Annotated in this window: 18 protein-coding genes; 7 read left to right on the top strand and 11 right to left on the bottom strand. The window is 67.4% G+C overall.

Features of this window, described 5'->3' with window-relative positions:
- Positions 1–24 precede the first annotated feature (24 nt).
- The 8 genes from QM806_RS26515 to QM806_RS26480 all read right to left on the bottom strand — a co-directional run bounded on the left by QM806_RS26515 (position 25) and on the right by QM806_RS26480 (position 10,092).
- Complete coding sequence (locus tag QM806_RS26515) at positions 25–2,067, bottom strand: NUDIX domain-containing protein (RefSeq protein ID WP_283293342.1); 2,043 nt, start codon at positions 2,065–2,067, stop codon at positions 25–27.
- Positions 2,068–2,547: 480 nt separating this feature from the next.
- Complete coding sequence (locus tag QM806_RS26510) at positions 2,548–3,000, bottom strand: universal stress protein (RefSeq protein ID WP_063786598.1); 453 nt, start codon at positions 2,998–3,000, stop codon at positions 2,548–2,550.
- A 183-nt stretch (positions 3,001–3,183) separates the two neighbouring features.
- On the bottom strand, positions 3,184–5,613 hold the full coding sequence (locus QM806_RS26505; protein WP_054246297.1) for a phosphoketolase family protein: 2,430 nt from the start codon (positions 5,611–5,613) through the stop codon (positions 3,184–3,186).
- Between the two features lie 45 nt (positions 5,614–5,658).
- Entirely contained in the window at positions 5,659–8,079 is a 2,421-nt protein-coding gene (locus QM806_RS26500) for a heavy metal translocating P-type ATPase (RefSeq protein ID WP_283293341.1), read from the bottom strand.
- 117 nt (positions 8,080–8,196) lie between these two features.
- The gene (locus tag QM806_RS26495) at positions 8,197–8,451 is read right to left on the bottom strand and encodes a hypothetical protein (protein ID WP_082359745.1); all 255 of its coding nucleotides are present in this window, start codon (positions 8,449–8,451) and stop codon (positions 8,197–8,199) included.
- Positions 8,448–8,693, bottom strand: coding sequence for a YgaP family membrane protein (locus QM806_RS26490; protein WP_054246295.1), 246 nt, complete (start codon positions 8,691–8,693; stop codon positions 8,448–8,450). The genes QM806_RS26495 and QM806_RS26490 overlap by 4 nt, the downstream gene beginning before the upstream one ends.
- A 608-nt stretch (positions 8,694–9,301) precedes the next feature.
- Entirely contained in the window at positions 9,302–9,571 is a 270-nt protein-coding gene (locus tag QM806_RS26485; RefSeq protein ID WP_179377961.1) for a heavy-metal-associated domain-containing protein, read from the bottom strand.
- 164 nt (positions 9,572–9,735) lie between these two features.
- Entirely contained in the window at positions 9,736–10,092 is a 357-nt protein-coding gene (locus QM806_RS26480; protein ID WP_095866240.1) for a three-helix bundle dimerization domain-containing protein, read from the bottom strand.
- Between the two features lie 340 nt (positions 10,093–10,432).
- On the opposite strand from QM806_RS26480, the gene QM806_RS26475 reads away from it, so the two are divergent.
- Positions 10,433–12,694, top strand: coding sequence for a heavy metal translocating P-type ATPase (locus tag QM806_RS26475; RefSeq protein ID WP_283293340.1), 2,262 nt, complete (start codon positions 10,433–10,435; stop codon positions 12,692–12,694).
- A gap of 53 nt (positions 12,695–12,747) precedes the next feature.
- Here QM806_RS26475 and QM806_RS26470 read toward each other — a convergent pair whose 3' ends face one another.
- Together QM806_RS26470 and QM806_RS26465 are read right to left on the bottom strand one after the other, a co-directional pair.
- Entirely contained in the window at positions 12,748–14,292 is a 1,545-nt protein-coding gene (locus tag QM806_RS26470) for an ABC transporter permease (RefSeq protein ID WP_054246292.1), read from the bottom strand.
- Positions 14,289–14,957: an ATP-binding cassette domain-containing protein gene (locus tag QM806_RS26465; RefSeq protein ID WP_054246291.1), complete on the bottom strand. Its 669-nt coding sequence runs from the start codon at positions 14,955–14,957 to the stop codon at positions 14,289–14,291. The genes QM806_RS26470 and QM806_RS26465 overlap by 4 nt, the downstream gene beginning before the upstream one ends.
- 472 nt (positions 14,958–15,429) lie before the next feature.
- Between QM806_RS26465 and QM806_RS26460 the strand changes: the two genes are divergently transcribed.
- The 6 genes from QM806_RS26460 (at position 15,430) to QM806_RS26435 (ending at position 19,646) form a co-directional block, all read left to right on the top strand.
- Entirely contained in the window at positions 15,430–16,224 is a 795-nt protein-coding gene (locus QM806_RS26460) for a PspA/IM30 family protein (RefSeq protein ID WP_054246290.1), read from the top strand.
- Positions 16,221–16,499: a PspA-associated protein PspAA gene (pspAA, locus tag QM806_RS26455; protein ID WP_054246289.1), complete on the top strand. Its 279-nt coding sequence runs from the start codon at positions 16,221–16,223 to the stop codon at positions 16,497–16,499. Before QM806_RS26460 ends, pspAA begins: the two co-directional genes overlap by 4 nt.
- A gap of 4 nt (positions 16,500–16,503) precedes the next feature.
- Complete coding sequence (gene htpX, locus QM806_RS26450; RefSeq protein WP_054246288.1) at positions 16,504–17,430, top strand: zinc metalloprotease HtpX; 927 nt, start codon at positions 16,504–16,506, stop codon at positions 17,428–17,430.
- 5 nt (positions 17,431–17,435) lie between these two features.
- A complete protein-coding gene (gene pspAB, locus QM806_RS26445; protein ID WP_054246287.1) occupies positions 17,436–17,999 on the top strand; it encodes a PspA-associated protein PspAB in 564 nt (187 codons plus the stop codon).
- Between the two features lie 116 nt (positions 18,000–18,115).
- Entirely contained in the window at positions 18,116–18,373 is a 258-nt protein-coding gene (locus tag QM806_RS26440; RefSeq protein WP_283293355.1) for an SHOCT domain-containing protein, read from the top strand.
- 370 nt (positions 18,374–18,743) lie between these two features.
- Positions 18,744–19,646: a DMT family transporter gene (locus tag QM806_RS26435; RefSeq protein ID WP_283293339.1), complete on the top strand. Its 903-nt coding sequence runs from the start codon at positions 18,744–18,746 to the stop codon at positions 19,644–19,646.
- Positions 19,647–19,970: 324 nt separating this feature from the next.
- Here QM806_RS26435 and QM806_RS26430 read toward each other — a convergent pair whose 3' ends face one another.
- Positions 19,971–20,390: a helix-turn-helix domain-containing protein gene (locus QM806_RS26430; protein WP_283293338.1), complete on the bottom strand. Its 420-nt coding sequence runs from the start codon at positions 20,388–20,390 to the stop codon at positions 19,971–19,973.

The following is a 20,390-nucleotide window of genomic DNA, read 5'->3' as shown; positions in this document are numbered from 1 at the left end:
CGGCTACCTCCCCCGCCCTGGCCGTCACCACGGTGGTCCGGGAGCGTCGGGATCCTTTGCGGATGCCCGGTCGTGTCCGGAGCCGGACGGATGGATCGGCTCGGCGAGCAGGGTGAGCAGCATATCGATCACCATGGCGGTCATCGAGCCGAGGCCAGTCAGCTCCGGACTCGGCGGGTCCGGTACACCGTCTCGGTCATGACCTGGATGGGTGAGCTGTCGCAGCGGCACGTCATGGACCGAGGTGACTTCGGCGAGGTTGACCGGTCGGGTGTACTCCGGGCGAGCGGACCAACCGAGCACGGGGGTGACCAAGAACCTGGTCTCTGGCTCGGCGAGTGCGGGCAGCACGCCGAGGATCTGCACGCTGCCCGGGTCCAGTCCGATCTCCTCGCCGGCTTCCCGCAAGGCGGTAGCCACCGGGCCGTCATCCTGCGGGTCCCGGACGCCGCCGGGAAACACGCGCCGGCCAGGGTAGTCCCGCAGGTCCGGAGCACGCGTGGTGAGCAGTATCTGCGGGCCAGTAGGTCCATCGGTGAGCAGCACGAGCACCGCAGCGGGCCGGAGCGTGATCGGCTTCGGCGGCGGTGGCTCGTACTGCCGGTAGCGGCGGATTGCTGCCGCAAGCCGGGCGGCCCACTCCGGGAGGGTCTGCGAGGATGACGGTTGGTCACCGGGCGGGTCACCGGGCGAGTCCTGGCTGTCGGCGCTGGTCCAGCCGATCAGCCCGGACCGCACGTTGAGCGTCGCGATACCGGGAGCGGTGTCCGGCGAGGCGACCACCCGGGTCTGCTGCCCCAGACCGGGGTGACCGAACAGGGCGCGGGCCGAGCGGTGCGGGGCGGGGTCGCCGCTTCGGGCCCAGTCGGCGGGGTTGTTCGCCAGGGCGATGATGGCCTGTCCCGAGCCGACCAGGTGCGCGACCTGACCGGTGAAGGGCGCCAGGCTCTCGCTCATCGCCGGCACCAGCACCAGGTTGGCTCCGGTCTCGGCGAGGGTGTGCACCGCCTCCGGATTGAGCAGGTCCCGGCAGATTGCGATCACGAGATGCCATCCGTCGGCGGTGACGTACACGCGCAATTCCGGCCAACCCTGCGGCTGAATGTCCTCCAGGATCGGCTGCTCGGCGGGCGAATGTTTGTCGTGTGTCAACGGCTGGTCGTGCCCGCGGACCCAGGCGATGGCGGTATTGCGCCGCCGAGGCGGCGAACCATCGACGTGATGGTAGCTGCCGGCGACCAGGAGCCGGGGGCCGTCCTCGCGGCGGACCCAGTCCTGCAGGTGTCGGGCCAGCGACTCGGTGACGCACAGTTCGGGCAGCACGATGATGGAGGCACCAGCGGCGGCGGCCCGGCCGATGAGCTGATCGAGGTGGCGGCGCTGCCGATCGAGGTCTGTCGGCTGCACCGGGAAGGTCGGCTGCGTCGAGTCGCGGGGCAGAGTGAATTCGGTCAGGGCTCGGTTGGGGTGGCAGGTGGCAACGATCGTGTCGGCGGTGACCAGACCGGGCAGGGCGTCGAAGAGGCTGTAGTCGAACACGATCCGAAACTGTGTCACCCACCCTCCGGCCAGCCGGACCCGGCGAGTCTCATCCAGCCGGTTCGCCAGCCGCCAGGGTGGCGAGGTGGGCCGCATGTCCATCACTGCGCGGATGTCGGGGCCGCCCAGAGGAACTGGATCACCCACCCCGGGCTGGTAGGGGCTGCGTCTGCGGAACGACTCGGTGACGCACTGCCGATAGTGGTCGTCGAGGTACTGCGCGAGCGCGTGAGCGATCACCACCGGTGCCGCCCCTTCGACCGGTCGCAGCGCTTCGGCCAGGGCTTGGCGAACCGGCGCGTCCAAGGTCGCGGCAGCCGGGCCGGACCCGACTGCCGTACGGAGCGGGGCGAGCACGTTCGCGACCGTCGCCCGGATGCCCGGGGAGCCCGCCTGCGCCCACAGCACACGATGCTCATCACGACACAGGTGCAGCAGGTGGGTCAACGTCACCAGCGGATCCGGCTCGTGGTGGACCGCCTCGCGCAGAGCCGCCAGCCGCTCGGCGGGGGAATGCAGTTGAGCCACGCACGGTGTGCACGGCTCACCACCCGGGTCGAATCCATTTCCGATCCCTGCCGGTCCGGATCCGGCCGCGCGGGATCGGTCGCGGCGAGTCATGCCGATACCCGGAGCATGTGGACTACGACCACGCGCGGCGTGGTCACCGCGTCCGGTCGCGGACTGGCGAGCGTTGGCGAAGCCTGTTCCACAGTCGCCCTTTCTGATCAGAGGTGGCCGAGTCCCAGTTTGATGCGACAGGAAACATCTGCGGGCGACCGCGGACACGGCCGGCACGTGTACGCGGCCGGCAAAGTTCGACAGTCGGGATGCTATCGATGGTGCGACATGCCACCGAGATGTGCGCCGTGATCTGCGGAGGCAGTACTGCACCTGTCGCCATGGAGCGAGAAGATCGTGGTCTGTCACTCGTCGATATGCCTGCGGGCAAGCGAACCAGCCGCTGTTCTCCGATGACCTGTTGCCGGCGGGTGCCCGACGTGACTTCTACCTGACTGCAGGGGTTTCCCGTCCCGGTCGGACGATCAGTACCGGGCAGGTGGCGTGGTGGACGATCTGGGTGGACACCGACCCGAGAAGCAGTCCGGTGAACCCTCCCCGGCCGCGGGAGCCGACGACAAGCAGGTCCGCATCCTGGGCGGCCTCTAGTAGAACGGAGGCGGGAAGCCCCTGGAGGACCTCTCCGCTGATGTGGACGCCCTCGGTGGGAACACCTTTCAATGCTTCGCTCTGGGTCTGGTGTGCGACGCGCTCGAACGATTGGTGCTCCCAGATCAGTCCGTCCATGCCGGTCGCCGCGGTCGGATACTGCCACCCGGTCACCACTCGTACCTGGCCGTGGTGCAGACGGGCTTCGGTCACCGCCCATTCGAGGGCGGTCAGCGACTGGGTCGACCCATCCACGCCGACCACGACTTGAAATATGTCGTTGCTGCTCACCCGCTGCGCCTTTCTCTCGGTTCTAGGCATCGCGTCCTCGAGCATGGTGATTGCCTGCGAGCCGTCATCTCAGTGCGCGTTCGAGCGGGTTCTTCGTCACCTGAACGAACAGGGCGTTCGGCTCTCTCTCGTGCACCATGGTATCGACGTGTTTCCGCCACGGTCGGTCCTTTCCGTCGCCTCTCACTGCTCGGCGGTGGAGACCGGTCCGGGGCCACCGCCGGCAGGCGGTGCGGCCGGGGCCCATTGCCAGTGGGTGATCTCGGGCATGTCCTCCCCGTGGGTGCGGATGTACTGGCGATGTTCGATCAGCTTGTTCTTCAGGTGCTCACGCGGGTGCGCCGAGATGCGGTGGAGACGGGGGACGCGGTCGATGACGTCCATCGCCAGATCGAAGCGGTCGATCTGGTTGAGCACGCACATGTCGAACGGTGTCGTCGTGGTCCCCTCCTCCTTGTAGCCGCGCACATGGAAGTTGTGATGGTTGGTGCGGCGGTAGGTCAGTCGGTGGATCAACCACGGATACCCGTGGTAGGCGAAGATCACCGGCCTGTCCACGGTGAACAGCGCGTCGAAGTCCGCCTCCATCAGCCCGTGCGGGTGCTCCCGATGGTCCTGCAGCCGCATCAGATCGACCACATTGACCACCCGGATCCTCAGGTCGGGGAACCACTCCAGCAGGATCTGGACGGCGGCGAGCGTCTCCATCGTGGGCACGTCCCCGGCGCACCCGAGCACCACATCCGGTTCCACACCGCTGTCGGTGCTGGCCCAGTCCCAGATCCCGATTCCTTTGGTGCAGTGGGTAATCGCCGCGGCCATGTCGAGGTACTGCAGCTGCGGCTGTTTCCCGGCGACGATGACGTTGACGTATTGCCGGCTGCGCAGGCAGTGGTCGGCCACCGACAGCAGTGTGTTGGCGTCCGGCGGGAGATATACCCGGATCACGTCGGCCTTCTTGTTCACCACGTGATCGATGAATCCGGGATCCTGGTGTGAGAACCCGTTGTGGTCCTGGCGCCACACGTGCGAGGTGAGCAGGTAGTTCAGCGAGGGGATGGGCCGGCGCCACACGATGCCGTTGGTGGTGCGCAGCCACTTGGTGTGCTGGTTGAACATCGAGTCGACGATGTGGATGAACGCCTCGTAGCAGGAGAACACGCCATGCCTGCCGGTGAGTAGATACCCTTCGAGCCATCCCTGGCAGGTGTGCTCGGACAGGATCTCCATCACACGTCCGTCGGGGGCGAGGTGATCGTCATCGGGTTGGGTGCGTGCGTTCCAGGTGCGGTCGGTGACCTCGAGCACGGCACCGAGCCGATTCGAATTGGTCTCGTCCGGTGCGAACATCCGGAAGGTGGACATGTTCTCACGCATCACATCCCGCAGGAAGGTGCCCAGTATCCGGGTGGACTCGACATTGCCGGTGCCCGGCACTTCGACCGGCACCGCGTAGTTCCGGAAGTCGGGCATCGCGAGGTCGCGGATCAGTGGCCCGCCGTTGGCATGCGGGTTGGCGCTCATGCGTCGAGTGCCGAGCGGGTGCAGGTCCCGGATGTGGGCTGCGGGGGCGCCGGAGGTGTCGAACAGTTCCTCGGGCCGGTAGCTGCGTAGCCACTGCTCGAGGATCTTGCGGTGGCCGTCGTCGCGGGCGTTGGTGAACGGGACCTGGTGTGCGCGCCAGGAGCCCTCGACCTCGAGTCCGTCGACTTCCTTCGGGCCGGTCCAACCCTTGGGGGAGCGGAGCACGATCATTGGCCAGCGGGGGCGTTCGGTGTGGCCGTCGCGTCGGGCGCGCCGCTGGATTTCGGCGATCTCGTCGAGGCTGCGGTCCAGCGCTGCGGCGAATGCCTGGTGCATGTACTCGGGTTCGGTGCCTTCCACGAGGATCGGTGTGTGACCAAATCCGCGGAGCAGTTCGTCGAGTTCTTCGCGGTCGATCCGGTCGAGCACGGTGGGATTGGCGATCTTGTACCCGTTCAGATGCAGGATCGGCAGTACCGCGCCGTCACGTCGCGGATCGACGAACTTGGTGGAATGCCAGCTGGCGGCGAGCGGACCGGTCTCCGCCTCGCCGTCCCCGACCACCGCGGCGACGATCAGGTCCGGATTGTCGAACGCCGCCCCGTAGGCGTGGGACAAGGAGTATCCGAGCTCGCCGCCCTCGTGAATCGATCCCGGCGTCTCCGGTGCGACGTGGCTGGGAATGCCGCCGGGGAAGGAGAACTGGGTGAACAGCCTTTTCATCCCGTCCTCGTCCTGCGTGATGTCGGGGTAGACCTCGCTGTAGGTGCCCTCGAGCCACGCGGCGGCCACCGGTCCCGGGCCGCCATGACCGGGTCCCATCACGTACATCATGTTCAGATCGCGCGCAGTTATCGCCCGGTTGAGGTGGGCGTAGATGAAGTTCAGTCCCGGCGTGGTGCCCCAGTGGCCGAGAAGCCGGGGCTTGACGTGCTCGGGACGGAGCGGTTCGCGGAGAAGGGGATTGCCCATCAGGTAGATCTGACCCACCGACAGGTAGTTCGCCGCCCGCCACCACGCGTCGAGGTCGCCGAGCTCCTGATCGGTCAAGGAGTCTGCCGGAGCTGCTGATTCGCGTACGGCGTCCATGGCGCTCCTCGTCGTCGACGAATAATTCGTTCGAGCGGTCACCGCTCACCGCGGACCTGTTGGTGTGGGCTCGGGCGCCGGCCGCGGCGCGGCGGGGTGTGGTTCCGGCGGGGCGGGCAGCTTGAGTCGTTTGAGCATCAGGGCGTTGACCGCGACGATGAGGCTCGAGCCGGACATCGACAGGGCGGCGATCTCCGGGCGCAGCACCAGCCCGAGTGAGGGTTCGAAGACCCCGGCGGCGATCGGCAGGGCGATGACGTTGTAGCCGACCGCCCATCCGAGGTTCTGCCGCATCTTGCGGAGGGTGCCGCGCCCGATCCGCAGGGCTATCGGCACGTCGAGCGGGTCCGAGCGCATCAGCACCAGGTCGGCGGTTTCGATCGCGACGTCGGTGCCGGCGCCGATCGCGATGCCCAGGTCCGCCTGGGCCAGGGCGGGGGCGTCGTTGACGCCGTCACCGACCATGGCGACCTTCTTGCCGGCACTCTGCAGTTCGGCGATCTTGGCGGCCTTGTCGCCGGGCAGCACCTCGGCGATGACGGTGTCGATGCCCAGCTGCCCGGCGATGCGCGCGGCGGTGGCCTCGTTGTCGCCGCTGAGCATGACCACCTCGACGCCCAGGTCGTGGAGGGCGGACACCGCGGCGGCGGAGGTTTCCCGGGCGGCATCGGCCAGCGCGATCACCCCGACCCCGCGGCCGTCGACGGCCACCAGCACCGCGGTCCGCCCGGTCGAGGCCAGCGAGTCTCGCCGGTCCATCAGGACACCGAAATCGACGTCCTCGGCGACCATGAGCTTGCGGTTGCCGACCGCGACCCGGCGGCCCTGCACCTCGGCGGTGGCACCGTGCCCGGGCACGCTCGAGAACTCGGCCAAGGGCAGTTGTGGGATCGCGCGTTCGGCGGTGTAGCGGACGATCGCGCCGGCCAGCGGGTGCTCGGATTCGCGTTCGACCGCGGCGACGAGGGCGAGGAGTTCGTCCTCGCCGATACCGTCGGCGACCACGTCGGTGACCTCCGGCTCGCCCTTGGTCAGGGTGCCGGTCTTGTCCATCACCACGGTGTCGATGCGCGCCGAGGTTTCCAGTGCGGTGGCGTTCTTGAACAGCACCCCCCGCTGTGCACCGAGGCCGGTGCCGACCATGATCGCCGTCGGGGTGGCCAGGCCCAGCGCGTCGGGACAGGTGATGACCACGACGGTGATCGCGAACAGCAGTGCCATCTGCACGCTCTCACCCGCCAGGAGCCACACCAAGAACGTGCCGGTGCCGCCGATCAGGGCGACCAGGACCAGCCAGAACGCGGCCCGGTCGGCGAGTCTCTGCCCGGGCGCCTTGGAGTTCTGGGCCTCCTGGACCAGGGCGACGATCTGGGCGAGAACGGTGTCGGAGCCGACCTTGGTAGCGCGGGCCCGCAGGGTGCCGGTGGTGTTGATCGAGGCGCCGATCACCTGCGATCCGGGTGTCTTGGTCACCGGCAGACTCTCGCCGGTGACCATGGACTCGTCGACCTCCGAGCTTCCCTCCTCGACCGTGCCGTCGACCGGGATCTTCGCGCCCGGGCGGATGAGCAGCAGATCCCCGGCCATGACCTCGGCGGTGGGGATCTCGACCGGTTCCCCGTCGCGCAGCACCAGCGCCATCGGCGGGGCGAGCTCGAGTAGGGTACGGATCGCGTCGTTCGCGCCGCCGCGGGCGCGCATCTCGAACCAGTGCCCGAGTAGCACGAACGCGGTCAGCACCGTGGCGGCCTCGTAGAACACCTCACCGCCGCCGGTGAGGGTAATGACGGCGCTGTAGAGCCAGCCGGTCCCGACGGCCACCGCCACCAGCACCATCATGTCGAGGGTGCGCGCCTTGAGCGCCCGGTAGGCGCCGTCGAAGAAGATCCAGGCCGAGTAGAAGATCACCGGGATCGACAGGATGAAGGAGAAGACGTCGTCGCGCAGACCGAACGGTGCGGCCACCGTGAATCCGAGGACGTCGCGGCCGATCGGGGACCACAGCAAGATCGGGATCGACAGCACCGCGGCAACCAGGAAGCGGTTGCGCATGTCCCGGACCATGTCGTCCATCGACATCCCGGCATGACCACCGCCGTGGCCCATCGTCTCCTGCGGCGACCGTCCAGCATGGCCCTCATGGCCCTCATGGCCCGCCGGTGCGGCGGGCGGACCGGGCGGCGGGGCGTGGTGGAGGTGCGCGGCCAGGGCGGCCGGCTCGGACATCGGGTCGCACACGTGATCGGGCACCGACCGTCCCGCGCAGTGATAGCCGCAGTCACGCACCCACTTCGACAGTTCGACCACCGACGTCTTCGCCGGGTCGTAGGTGACGGTGGCGGTCTGGTTCACGGCATTCGCCTCGACGGAGGTGACTCCCGCGCGACGGCGCAGGGTGGCCTCGACGGACGCCGTCGAGCTCGCCCAGTTCAGTCCACCCACTTCGAGCACGGTGGTTCGGTTCATTCGCTGTGGCACCTTTCGTTGTCGCGGCACCGAGCCGTCATCGCCCCGCTCGAGCAGCACTGACTTCAGCTGGTCATGGTGTTGATCTACCGACCAACTGGGTTGATGGAGGGGGCGTCAAGGACGGTGTTCTCCGCCCATCGAAAACATCATCACCGCCATCATTCCCACGCACGCCAACGCGAACACGATGCCGCCGATTCCGACCGTTCCGGTGAGCACCAGCGCACCGGCGATAAGCAGCATCGGGACGCAGCAGGCGACCATCATCCAGCGGTGACGACTGTGACCACCTGCGCCGTGACGCTCGCCATGCTCGTCATGTCCGCTGTTGTCGCCGATATAGGGCTCACGCCGATCATCATCGGTCATGACGTTCCGCCCTTCAACGATGCCGGGACATGCCCCAGCCTCTGATACAGCGGGCAATGGCCGGTCGACCCGGTAACCACCAGATCCAGTCCGGCCAGGATCAACAGCACCGCTAGTACCATGACCACGGCCGTTGCCCCGCCCGCAATCAGGAAAACCCCGCCAACCACGCCGACCCCGCCGACGAGGATTCGGGCGATCCGCTCAGCCGGGGTGACATTGACACTCCATCTCTGCGTCATCACTGCTCCTCGATGTCTGATCAAACGCTTGCTGAAGCTCGGGATACACCTGCCAGCCACTGTTCGGTCAAGTCCGAGCCTGCCCCCACCCGGTATGGCTTGGCTGGTTGTTTGGTGAAGATTCGATGAAGAAGCCACGCGCAGAGACTCGAGCCGAGGCCCCTGTCGACGTGGCGACCTCAGGTTCCCGCCGATGCGACGGCCTCCATGTACGACGGAACTGTCAGCGCCCGTCCTGCCGACCACTGACCGAATTCCCCCAGCATGCGCGGATCTCGACAGCCACTCGCCACGCATGCAGCGAGCGAACCCTGGCCGTCTCTTCGCTGCTACGAACAGAGATCGCCGACGTCGGCGGCACCCCACGTCGTCATCGGGACTCCCGCATTCTCCGTGTGGGACCTGTCCTTTGCGGTCATGTTCTCGTTGCCCGCGTTCGTCATCGGCCCTGCGCGCGCACCGGCGACACCGCTCCCGACAACCCGGCGCCGACCCAACAGCCAAGTCGCTTGGACTGGTTGCGCCCCGGCGAAACACGGCCAACACCATGGCGGTTGAGCCGACTACCGGCGGGGCGGGTACCTCCACCCGCGCCGCCGCCTCGTTCGTCAGCCGCAGCAGCAGCCGCCGGCATTGCCGACCAGGGGCAGTGCGTGACCGGCCGCCGCCTCGCGTTCCGCCGAGACGACTTCGTACCCTGCCTCCGAGATAGCCTTCGCGACAGCAGAATCGGTCGGCGTACCGGTGCTGGTGACGGTGCCCGCCTGCAGGTCCACCGCCACCCCGGTCACGCCGGGAACGGAACCGACCGCAGCCTTCACCGTCGACACGCAGTGCCCGCAGGTCATTCCCTGGACTGTGTATGTGGTGGTAGTCATCGATATTCACCTTTCTCGAACGCTTCGATGAGCGTTCCATACCTTAGGATATACCCATACGGTGTATTGGTAAGTTCAGACCAACGTGTGCTCATCGCGCCCTTCCGGTCCACCCCGCGTCCGGCTGGATCGTCAACAGCGGAACGGCCGTCCCCATTTCTCGCCTAACGCTCGGCGAGGGGGTGACGAGCACGATCGGAAACCTGCATCTGCAGCTCGGACCTGGAGCAATTCATGGTGAGCGGAATTAGATGCGTGTGGATTCGTGCCGCTGACGCGAGCCGTCGATAAGTTGCGTAGACAACGGCGCGCACGTGGGTGTGGGTGAACTCCGGAAATCGTCTAGACAGCACGCCCGCGATGGAATCCAGCTCGATCACTGCGACGGGAGGCAGCTGGGCGACCGTCGGCGTCGGCACCGCCTCCAACGCCGCGATGTTTGCATCCGAAGACGCCGGCGTTGCCATGATCAGCTCCTGAATCGAAACGCTGTTCCGTCCTGCCGCATTGTCGAGCTTCACCCAGCCACGCCGACCCCGCCGATGATGATTCGGGCGATCCGCTCGGCCGGGGTGACGTTGACACTCCACCTCTGCGTCATCACTCCTCCTCAAGGCCTGATGGACGGTGCGGAATTCCGGTTCACTCGATGCCACTGTCCGATCGAGTCCGAGCCTGCCTCCACCGGATATGGCTTGGCTAGTTGTTCGGTGAAGATTCAATGAAGAAGTCACGCGCAGAAGACTCAAGCCGAGGCCGCGGCGGTCACGCACCCAGCCGAAGGCGGAACACATTCGACGAAGCACTACCCCATAGGGGTATAGTTGGGTGGTGGTATTCGAGTTGGGAAGGGATTGACGCATGACGACCCGGATCACGGAGCCCGGTGGTCGACAGCACGATGTCGTGCTGTCGATCGGGGGAATGACGTGCGCGTCGTGTGCGGCGCGGATCGAGAAGAAGCTCAACCGGATGGACGGCGTCACCGCCACCGTCAATTACGCGACCGAGAAGGCCAGGGTGACCTTCGCCGACCGGGTGGCCCCCGAAGATCTTGTGGCGACGGTGGAGGCGACCGGATACACCGCCACCCTCCCCGTTTCCCCCGCGGACGCCGCCGGGGGGACGGCGGCCGCCCCCACGGAACCGGACGAGGCCGCCGAGTGGCGGCAGCGGCTGATCGTTTCGACGGTGCTGACCGTGCCGGTCGTGCTGGTGTCGATGATCCCGGCGCTCCAATTCGACAACTGGCAGTGGCTGACCTTGACCCTCGCCTCCCCGGTGGTGGTGTGGGGCGCGCTGCCGTTCCACCGCGCCGCCTGGGCGAACCTGCGGCACGGGGCCGCCACGATGGACACCCTCATCTCCGTCGGTGTCACCGCCGCCTACCTGTGGTCGCTGTGGGCGCTGTTCTTCACCCACGCCGGGATGACCGGCATGCGGATGAACTTCGACCTGCTCACCACCGGCAGCACCGAACCGCACATCTACCTCGAGGTCGCCTCCGCGGTGACCACCTTCATCCTCGCCGGCCGCTACTTCGAGGCCCGCGCGAAACGGCAGTCCGGGGCCGCGCTGCGCGCCCTGCTCGACATGGGCGCCAAGGACGTCGCCGTGCTCCGCGGGGGATCCGAGATCCGCATCCCGATCGGCCAACTCGCCGTCGGCGATGTGTTCGTCGTCCGGCCCGGGGAGAAGATCGCCACCGACGGATTCGTCACCGCGGGCACCTCCGCGGTCGACGCGTCGATGCTGACCGGCGAACCGGTCCCCGTCGAGGTCGGGCCCGGCGACAGCGTCGTCGGTGCAACCGTCAACGCGGGCGGGCGGCTGGTCGTGCGCGCCACCCGGGTCGGCGCCGACACCCAACTGGCGCAGATGGCGCGGCTGGTGACCGAGGCGCAGAACGGGAAAGCGCAGGTCCAGCGCCTCGCCGACCGGGTGTCGGCGGTGTTCGTGCCCATCGTCATCGGGCTCGCACTGCTGACCCTCGCGGTATGGCTGCTGACCGGGAATACGGTGACGGCGGCGTTCACCGCCGCGGTCGCGGTGCTGATCATTGCGTGCCCGTGCGCGCTGGGGTTGGCGACGCCGACCGCGTTGCTCGTCGGCACCGGCCGCGGCGCCCAGCTCGGCATCTTGATCAAGGGTCCGCAGATCCTCGAATCGACCCGCCGCGTCGACACGATCGTCCTGGACAAGACGGGCACCGTCACCACCGGCCGGATGGCCGTCGTCTCGGTGCACGCCACCGAAGGGGTGTCCGACACCGAAGTCCTGCGTCTGGCGGGTGCTCTCGAGCATGCCTCCGAACACCCCATCGCCCGTGCGGTCGCCGCCCGCGCCGCCGAGGCAGGCCCGGTGCCGGCGGTCGATGGCTTCGAAAACCACGGCGGCCGTGGGGTATCCGGTGTCGTCGAGGGGCACGCCATGCTGGCCGGCCGGGACAGCTGGCTGCGCGATGAGTGGGCGCTCACCGCCCCCACCGCGCTGCAGCTCGTTGTCGACGAGGCCGAAACGCAGGGACGCACCCCGGTGTGGATTGCGTGGGACGGGGCGATCCGCGCGGTGATCGTCGTCTCCGACACCGTCAAGGACACCTCCGCGGCGGCGATCGGTGAACTTCGTGAGCTCGGCCTCTCCCCCGTGCTGCTCACCGGGGACAATCACCGCGCTGCGCAGAGCGTCGCGAACCAGGTCGGGATCGAGGAGGTGATCTCCGAGGTCCTGCCCGCGGACAAGGTCGACGTGATCAAGAACCTGCAGGACCAGGGGCGGGTGGTGGCGATGGTCGGCGACGGCGTCAACGACGCCGCCGCCCTCGCCCAGGCCGACCTCGGCCTGGCCATGGGCACCGGCACCGACGCCGCGATCGAGGCCTCGGACCTGACGCTGGTGCGCGGTGACCTGCGGGCCGCCCCGGACGCGATCCGTCTGGCGCGCGCCACCCTGCGCACGATCAAGGGCAACCTGTTCTGGGCGTTCGCCTACAACGTCGCGGCCCTTCCGCTGGCGGCGCTGGGCCTGCTCAACCCCCTGATCGCTGGGGCCGCAATGGCCTTCAGCTCGGTGTTCGTGGTGAGCAACAGCCTGCGACTGCGCCGGTTCACCCCCACCCGGTAACAACACACGTGCCGATCGCCGGCGCCGAGCTACGCCGGGCGCGATCGACGCGATCACATGCCCAACCCGCCACGCACGGGGGTGGCGGGGGCCCGGTGGAACAACCACCCGGCCAGTGCGGTGAGCGCGAGCACCCATGCCAGCGCCGCCAGCAACGGCCCGACCTCGTCGAACCGTGCGGTCAGCCCGCCGTCGAGCAACACCCGCATCGCACCGTATCCCGGTAGGCCGTGTGCCCAGGTCGCCGGTTCCGGCCGCAGCATCGGACTCTGGCCGATCCCGATGTCGAGAAAGGGCACCAGAAAGGCGATGAACACCCCACCCACGCGCCCGAAGATCGGCCCCAGGCAAAACCCGAGCAGCCCGTAGGTCACGGCCATGAGCAGGTTCCCGCCGCCGTAGACACCCCATTGCCGGGCATCGAACACCGTCGCGGTCACCATCAACGACGAGACGGTCACCAGGGCGGCGGCGATCCCGATCATCGTCAACCGCACCCCGAGCAGGAGAGGAAAGGGGAACCCGGCCAGGGCCAGTCGCCGATCGCCGGCGCGGGCGTCGAGCCCGATGAACAGCCCGGCCAACGCCGCGAGCGAGGAGACCGCGATCGGGGTCATCGTCCCGGCATGCACGTCCGGCAGCCAGAACACCTGCATCACCGCTCGGCCGCCCTCGATGAGGGAGAACATGCCGGACTCCTGCGCGGTCATCGCCTTGGCCAGCACGATGAACACGATCGGCACGACGATCAGCAGCACCCACAGCACCGGGTTGCGGCGGTAGTCCCGCAGTCCCATCCGCAGCCCGGCCGAAAACTGAGCCCACCCGGAACCGGAGGCGGTTCGCCGCCGCGTCAACCGGACCGCACCGACGGTCGCGGTGATGACGGCGGTGCTGACGATCAGCGCCGCGAACATCCACACCAGTGCCCAGCCGAGGTCCCCTATCCGGCCGCCGTGCCGGGACGGAATGTCCACCATCCACAGCGTGACGAAATGCGTCGGGAACCACCGGGTTTCGATGCGATCGGCGGAGCCGACGGCGGGGCCGAAGAACACGTCCAGAATCCAGACGAACAAGATGAGGACGGTGCCGTTGACGGGGTTGCGCACCAGCGCCCCGACCAGGGCGCCGATCGCCAGATAGATCACGGCGAACATCAGGGTTCCGGCGATCGCCCGGCCGGGGTCGTCGATGCCGGTACGCGCGGCCAGGGCGAGCAAGGCTGTCAGGGAAACCAACGCTGCCAGGACCAGTCCGGTCCCGAGCCGGGCCGCGACCAACCGCATCGGCGCAAGGCCCGCCGACACCAGCCGCCGATCGGCGGCGCGAGCCGCGCTGATCTGGAAGAACATGGCGATACCGGCGAGGAATCCCGCCGCCCAGCCGGCGGTCGCGGTTTCCACCGCGGGCCCGCCCGCCCCGCCGAGCAGTTTCGCGGCATCGGCCATCGATCCGGCCGCAACGATCACGAACACGACCGGGACCAGCACCAGCACCAGCACGTTGACGGGGTTACGGGCGTAGTCGGTCAGGAATCGGTGGATGAGCAGTGAGACCGCGCCCGGCGCTCTCGGCAGGTGATCACCGGCTTTCATCTCGCCGCCGCCGTCCCGTTGTGCAGGTCGACGATGCGGTCGAATCGGTGCTCGTCGGTGACGAAGTGACTGATGATCAGCACCGAGCGCCCCGTTCGGCGGCGCTGCGCCACCAGTTCCCAGAACCGCAGGTAGGTGTCCCAGTCGAAACCGGAGTACGGCTCGTCGAGCAGCAGCACCTCCGGGTCCGCCAGCAACGCCAACCCGAGGTTGAGTTTCGCGAGGGTACCGCCGGACAACCGGTCGGCGCGGGTGTCCGCGTAGCGCTCGAAGCCGAGCGCGCTGTAGAGCGCCCGGCGGGCGCGTCGCTCCTCGGCCGGGGCCATCCGGTAGGCGCAGCCGAACAACTCGAAGTGTTCGTCGCAGGTCAACCTCTCGTAGACCACCGGCTGCTGCGGGCAGTATCCCAGCCGCCCCGACCGGGTCACGGTGCCGGCGTCCGGCCGGTACTCGCCGACGAGAATCTTCATCAACGTCGACTTCCCCGAACCGTTCTCCCCGGTCAGCCCGACCACCTCACCCGGCTGCAGCACCAGATCCACGCCCCGCAGTACCCGGGAATCGCGGCGGGCTGGCCACCACCCCTGCCGGAAGCTCTTCTCGATTCCTTCGGCGGTCAGCACCGCGGTCACCGGCGTCGGCTCCGCGGATCCCAAACTGTTCATCTCGCTCCTCGGAACACGTGCGGTGATCAGCTGGACGTCAGCGCCACCGCGTCAGGCGTTGTGCACACCACCGGCGGCCGGCACCAGAAGGCGGCGGTGGGGGTGTCGAATCAGACGCCGTGACGTCGAGTTCGAGGTGGCCACCCCTTTCCGTCACACGACATCAACCCGGACGAGTGCGCCGCCTGATCGCACTCTCCTCGGGTTGTGACCCGCCGATTCCTCAACTCAATACTGTGCGGGCGCCGGGCGCACTCGACCGGTCTCCTTCTTCAACGAATCTTCACAAAACCCTCACCGATTTGCGGGGGTTCGCCGCCGACACTCGGCAACGAACCGACGCATAAACGGGTTAGGCCCGCGGAAGGGTCGCGGCCGACGCTGACTGCGCAAGACCGTTCGAGTGCACGTCCCCGCGCGCACGGCACCGAGGGTGTCCACCAGGGACCGAGCTGTGCAGGAAAGGAACGCAATGAGCCTGGGTAAACGTCTCGCGCTGATCTTCAAGGCGAAGGCCAGTAAGGCTCTCGACCGTGCCGAGGATCCGCGGGAAACGCTGGATTATTCGTATCAGAAGCAACTCGAGATGCTGCAGCAGGTGCGCCGTGGCCTGGCGGACGTGGCGACCAGCCGCAAACGCCTGGATCTGCAGGCCCAGCAGTTGCAATCCCGGGTCGGCACCTTGCAGCAGCAAGCGACGGCAGCGGTCGCTGCGGGCCGCGACGATCTGGCCCGGGAGGCTCTGACCCGCCGGTCCGCGGCGCAGCAGCAGCTGGCCGAACTCGCCCCGCAGCAGGCGGCGCTGCAGGCCGAACAGGACAAACTCGCCGCGGCCTCACAACGTCTGCAGGCGAAGGTGGAAGCGTTCCGCACCCGCAAGGAGACGATCAAGGCCAGCTACACCGCGGCCGAGGCCGAAACGAGGATCGGGGAGGCGGTCTCGGGGATCAGCGAAGAGATGAGCGACGTCGGACTGGCCATGCAACGCGCGGAGGACAAGACCGCCGAGTTGCAGGCCCGCGCCGGGGCCATCGACGAACTCCTCGCCTCGGGGGCCCTCGAAGACGCCACCGGCCCGGCCAAGGACGACATCGCGGCCGAACTGGAGAAGATGTCCTCGCAATCCGACGTCGACGAGGAACTGGCGCACCTGAAACGAGCATTGCCCCCCGCCTCGCGAGCCGCGCTGCCGGGCAGCAGCGCGGACACCCCGTCGCCGTCGCCGCTCGAGGCCGGCCCCGGATCACCGAAGGAGGAACGGTCGTGATCGTGCGCATCCTGGGCGAGGGCCAGCTCGACGTGGCCGAAGACCACCTCGCGGAACTGAACGAATTGGACGCCGGCCTGTCCGAAGCGGTTACCGCTGGCGACGAACAACGATTCCAGCACGCCCTGAGCACCCTGCTGGACCGGGTGCGGGCCGCCGGCACGCCCGTCGCCGACGACTCGCTGTCCGTGTCCGACGTCATCCTCCCGGCCCAGGAAAGCAGCCTGGCGGAGGTGCGCGCCCTGCTCGGCGAGGAAGGTCTGATTCCCGGGTGAGACCATGAAGAGCCGTTTCCGGCCCGATCGCGGGCTGACCCGCCGCATGCTCTGGACGACATTCCTGCTGGGTCTGATCTATGTCGTGTTCACCGCCGTGCTCATCGCGCTGCTGCGAAGCGCATTTCTGGCGGTCGTGATCGCCGGCGGACTGTTGTTCGCCCAGTACTGGTTCTCCGACCGCATCGCGCTCTACGCGATGCATGGCAAGATCGTGACCCCCGATCAGGCGCCCGAACTCCACGGGGTCATCGACAGGTTGTGTTCGCTGGCGGACATGCCCAAACCGGCGGTGGCGATCGCCGAGGTCGATGTGCCCAACGCATTCGCAACAGGGCGCAGCCCCACCCGGGCGGTGGTCTGCGTGACCACGGGCATCCTGCGTCGCCTCGACACCGAGGAACTCGAAGGGGTACTCGCACACGAACTCTCCCACGTCGCGCACCGTGACGTGGCGGTGATGACCATCGCCTCCTTCCTGGGTGTGCTGGCCGGGCTGATCACCCGGTTCACCCTGTACGCCGGCTTCTTCGGCGGCTTCGGTGGCGGCCGCGGACGCAGCAACGGGGAAGGCGACAATACCGGCCTCATCCTGCTGGCAGTCGTGGTGGTTTCCGCGGTCGTCTACGCCGTCTCGTTCCTGCTCACCCGGGCGCTGTCTCGGTATCGGGAATTGTCGGCGGACCGGTCCGGCGCGCTGCTCACCGGCCAGCCGTCGGCGTTGGCGTCGGCCCTGACCAAGGTCAGCGGCGAGATGGCGGCCATCCCCACCCGGGACCTACGCCAGGCCGAGGCCTTCAACGCCTTCTTCTTCGCCCCCGCCCTCGCCAAGGGGTTCAGCCTCTCCTCGCTCTTCGCCACCCACCCGCCGCTCGATCGCCGGCTCGCACAGCTGGGCGACATCGCCCGCCAACTCGGACAGGAGTACTAGACCCCATGGGCTTCCTCGATGCGCTCCTCGGCCGCTCCACACCGGTGCCGCCCAATCTGGACCAACTCTTCGCACTGCCCGCTGCCGCGGTCACCCTGCAGGTCGGCACCCGGTTCCACCCCACCGGCACCGGCGCGGTCTGCTTCAAGGCCGCCGAAGGCGGCGGCTTCGCCCAACTACGGGAGGAGGTCGACGGGCTGCTCGCCCTCGACGGAGGCAAATACAGCGAGCAGACCGACACCTACGGATTCTCCTGGCTCATCCGCCGCACCGCCCCCGACGATCTCGAAGGCCTGGTGACCGATCTGCACACCGTCAACAGCACCCTCGTCGACGCCGGGTTCGGGCCGACACTACTGTGTACCGTCATCGCGTTCACCGACGGCACCCGACCGCTCGGCCTCGTCTACCTCTACAAGCGGGGCAGCTGGTACCCCTTCGCCCCCGCCGAGGCCGATCGACGCGACAACAGCCTCGAGCTACAGATCACCTCGGCCATCGAGAACGATCTGCGGGTAGAGAAGGATCTCACTCGCTGGTTCCCGCTCTACAACGCGCCCGGGCTCTGACCCGGCACAAACCATGGAGCACATGGCATCAATCCCCCGCTGTACGCGCCTATCCCACAGAGTGTCGCCGGGGCATACAACGCTTCCATCCACGTACATGAGGAGAGGTCATCGTGATGTATTGGTACGGCAGTGATCCCGGCGGCTGGGGCTATTCGCTGATGATCATCGGAATGGTGTTGTTCTGGGGGCTACTGATCACCGGCATCGTAATGCTGGTCCGATATGTCGGGCGCGAGGCATCGTCGCCCACCCACCTGCCGGTGCTCCACACGGCGGAGCAGTTGCTCGCCGAACGATTCGCCCGCGGTGAACTCGACGAGACCGAGTACCGCAGCCGTTTGGCGACGCTGTGCGAACAGGCACCGCAATGACAGCAACCACGTCGAGCGGTGCTGTTTGCGCTCTCAAGAGCTCTTTGACGAGTCCGAGCCGGTGCTCACTTTCTGCCGCCCGGGGTCATCGTTCCCGCTAGCACGAGGTGTCGGCGTCGACCGAGCGCCGGGCCGAACCGGTGCGACCAGAACTCAATCCGTGGCATTCGACGGAGATCGTTACACCGGCCAGCCAGATACAGGACTCGTTGTATACACCGACGGTGATGGACGTTCGTGAAGGTCTCGAATCAGGCAAGACGGTGAGGAGGCAGGCGGTGAAGGCACAGGCTTGCATTCCAGGTCTCCATTTCCAAGGTTCGGTGCTGGTTCGTCATGATCGGGCTGATCACCACCTGCAGTGGCCACGATGACCGCCGGCACCGGTTCGGCGGGCGTTGCGGAGCTTCGGCGTGCGCCGAAGCCGTGGCGACTGTTGTGGATCACCGCCACGTGGGGAGCCTGTTTCGTGGCTATTCGCTGGGGGCTTCGGGACTCGTCGCTGTTGTGGTTCGCCGCCCTGCGCGCCTTGGTGGCAGGGGTGTGTCTGGTACTGGTCGCCGAAGTTCAGAGTCGGCCCAGGCCGCGTGGGTTCCACGCCTGGCTATTAATCACGGTGTTGGGCCTGGTCAACGTGACGGTCGCGTTCGCCGCAATGTTCGCCGGAGTATCAGGACTGGCGACCGGCACCGCAGCGGTGCTCGCCAACGCCCAACCATTGCTGATCTTGTTGCCGGCGTGGTGGTTGTACGGCGAAGCAGTGACCGTCCAGACGGCAGCGGCGTTAGCGATCGGGTTCTCTGGCCTGTTGGTGGTGGCGGTGCCTGGGGGCGGTGGCAGCGGAGCGCTGTTGTCACTGCTGGCCGCGGCCGCGATCACGGGCGGCACGCTGTTGTCGCGGCGCCTTGCGGGTTTGGATGTGCTCGCGGCCAGCGGTTGGCATTTCGTGATCGGCGGAGTTGCGTTGGCGGTATGGGCGGCAATGGTCGAGGGCCCCCCTGTAATCAACTGGACCCCCCGATTCATTGCGGTACTGGCGTTTCTGTCGTTGGTGGGTACGGCCGCCGCATTCGTGGCCTGGTTCACCGAAACCAGGCACTGCCGGCTGGACGCGCTGAGCGCGTGGACATTCTTGGCGCCGGTTGTCGGAATTATCCTGGGATCCTTATTCTTTGGAGAATGGCCTACGGGATGGTCCGCGGCGGGTTTGCTCGCCGTACTGGCATCGATGTGGATCGTTTTACGGCCACGACCGGAGCGTTCGGGAACGTGACACGGCTCCTCGGGTCAGTACGTTTCCGTCAGCATCGCCGGTACGCGCATGTTCTGTCATTTCGCGTGGACCGAACCCCTACGCTCATGGAACCTGACCCCGATATCTCTATCTGGATATCTGAACAGGTGAGCAGGTTCCGATCGATCCGGCGCCTCCATCCTGGCGTGGACCGTCGGCGGTGTCAGGGAACGCTGAATCGCAGTTGATCGAATCGACTGTGTCCGCCGAATAGCGCCCGACTCACCCACCCACCGTTGCGGGTTCAGCGCTGCACGATCATCACGCCACCGGTCGGCCGATGAACCTGTCCGCTCACGGATGTCATAGCGGGGCGAGTGCGCCGATCTGGGCTTCGATCGCCGCGTGAAAGTGCGGACAGGACGCGATGTCGTCGTGATCGCAGTCGAGCGCACAGTCGATCAGGGCGAGCGAGGCCTGCGCGCGGGCGATCCGCCGGGCCAAAGCGTCGCGGTGTCGCCCGAGAATGGCTGTGCGCCTCACCGGGTCGTCGGTGTCGAACATCTCCCGGATGTCGTCGAGACCGAAACCGGCCTCCTTCGCGCGCAAGATCATCGCCACCGCGTACACATCCGACTTCTCGTATCGGCGGCGCGAGCCGCCTTCTCTCGCCGGGTGCAGCAACCCCACCGATTCCCAATGGCGCAGTACGTGCGTGGCGAGCCCGAACCGCTCGGCGACCTCACCGATACTCCACTGGCCGACATCCTCGCTTGACTTCAT

Source organism: Rhodococcus sp. IEGM 1351, assembly GCF_030056875.1.
In the GTDB taxonomy this organism is placed as follows: domain Bacteria; phylum Actinomycetota; class Actinomycetes; order Mycobacteriales; family Mycobacteriaceae; genus Rhodococcus_F; species Rhodococcus_F opacus.
The sequence above is the reverse complement of the archived record's forward strand: the minus strand, read 5'-3'. Positions and strand labels throughout refer to the sequence as shown.

Coding starts and splice junctions, on each gene's coding strand:
- QM806_RS26505 (WP_054246297.1), bottom strand. CDS start 5,613: ATGGACGCCGTACGCGAATCAGCAGCTCCGGCAGACTCCTTGACCGAT.
- QM806_RS26500 (WP_283293341.1), bottom strand. CDS start 8,079: ATGAACCGAACCACCGTGCTCGAAGTGGGTGGACTGAACTGGGCGAGC.
- QM806_RS26495 (WP_082359745.1), bottom strand. CDS start 8,451: ATGACCGATGATGATCGGCGTGAGCCCTATATCGGCGACAACAGCGGA.
- QM806_RS26490 (WP_054246295.1), bottom strand. CDS start 8,693: ATGACGCAGAGATGGAGTGTCAATGTCACCCCGGCTGAGCGGATCGCC.
- QM806_RS26485 (WP_179377961.1), bottom strand. CDS start 9,571: ATGACTACCACCACATACACAGTCCAGGGAATGACCTGCGGGCACTGC.
- QM806_RS26475 (WP_283293340.1), top strand. CDS start 10,433: ATGACGACCCGGATCACGGAGCCCGGTGGTCGACAGCACGATGTCGTG.
- QM806_RS26470 (WP_054246292.1), bottom strand. CDS start 14,292: ATGAAAGCCGGTGATCACCTGCCGAGAGCGCCGGGCGCGGTCTCACTG.
- QM806_RS26465 (WP_054246291.1), bottom strand. CDS start 14,957: ATGAACAGTTTGGGATCCGCGGAGCCGACGCCGGTGACCGCGGTGCTG.
- QM806_RS26460 (WP_054246290.1), top strand. CDS start 15,430: ATGAGCCTGGGTAAACGTCTCGCGCTGATCTTCAAGGCGAAGGCCAGT.
- htpX (WP_054246288.1), top strand. CDS start 16,504: ATGAAGAGCCGTTTCCGGCCCGATCGCGGGCTGACCCGCCGCATGCTC.
- pspAB (WP_054246287.1), top strand. CDS start 17,436: ATGGGCTTCCTCGATGCGCTCCTCGGCCGCTCCACACCGGTGCCGCCC.
- QM806_RS26440 (WP_283293355.1), top strand. CDS start 18,116: ATGTATTGGTACGGCAGTGATCCCGGCGGCTGGGGCTATTCGCTGATG.
- QM806_RS26435 (WP_283293339.1), top strand. CDS start 18,744: ATGACCGCCGGCACCGGTTCGGCGGGCGTTGCGGAGCTTCGGCGTGCG.
- QM806_RS26430 (WP_283293338.1), bottom strand. CDS start 20,390: ATGAAGTCAAGCGAGGATGTCGGCCAGTGGAGTATCGGTGAGGTCGCC.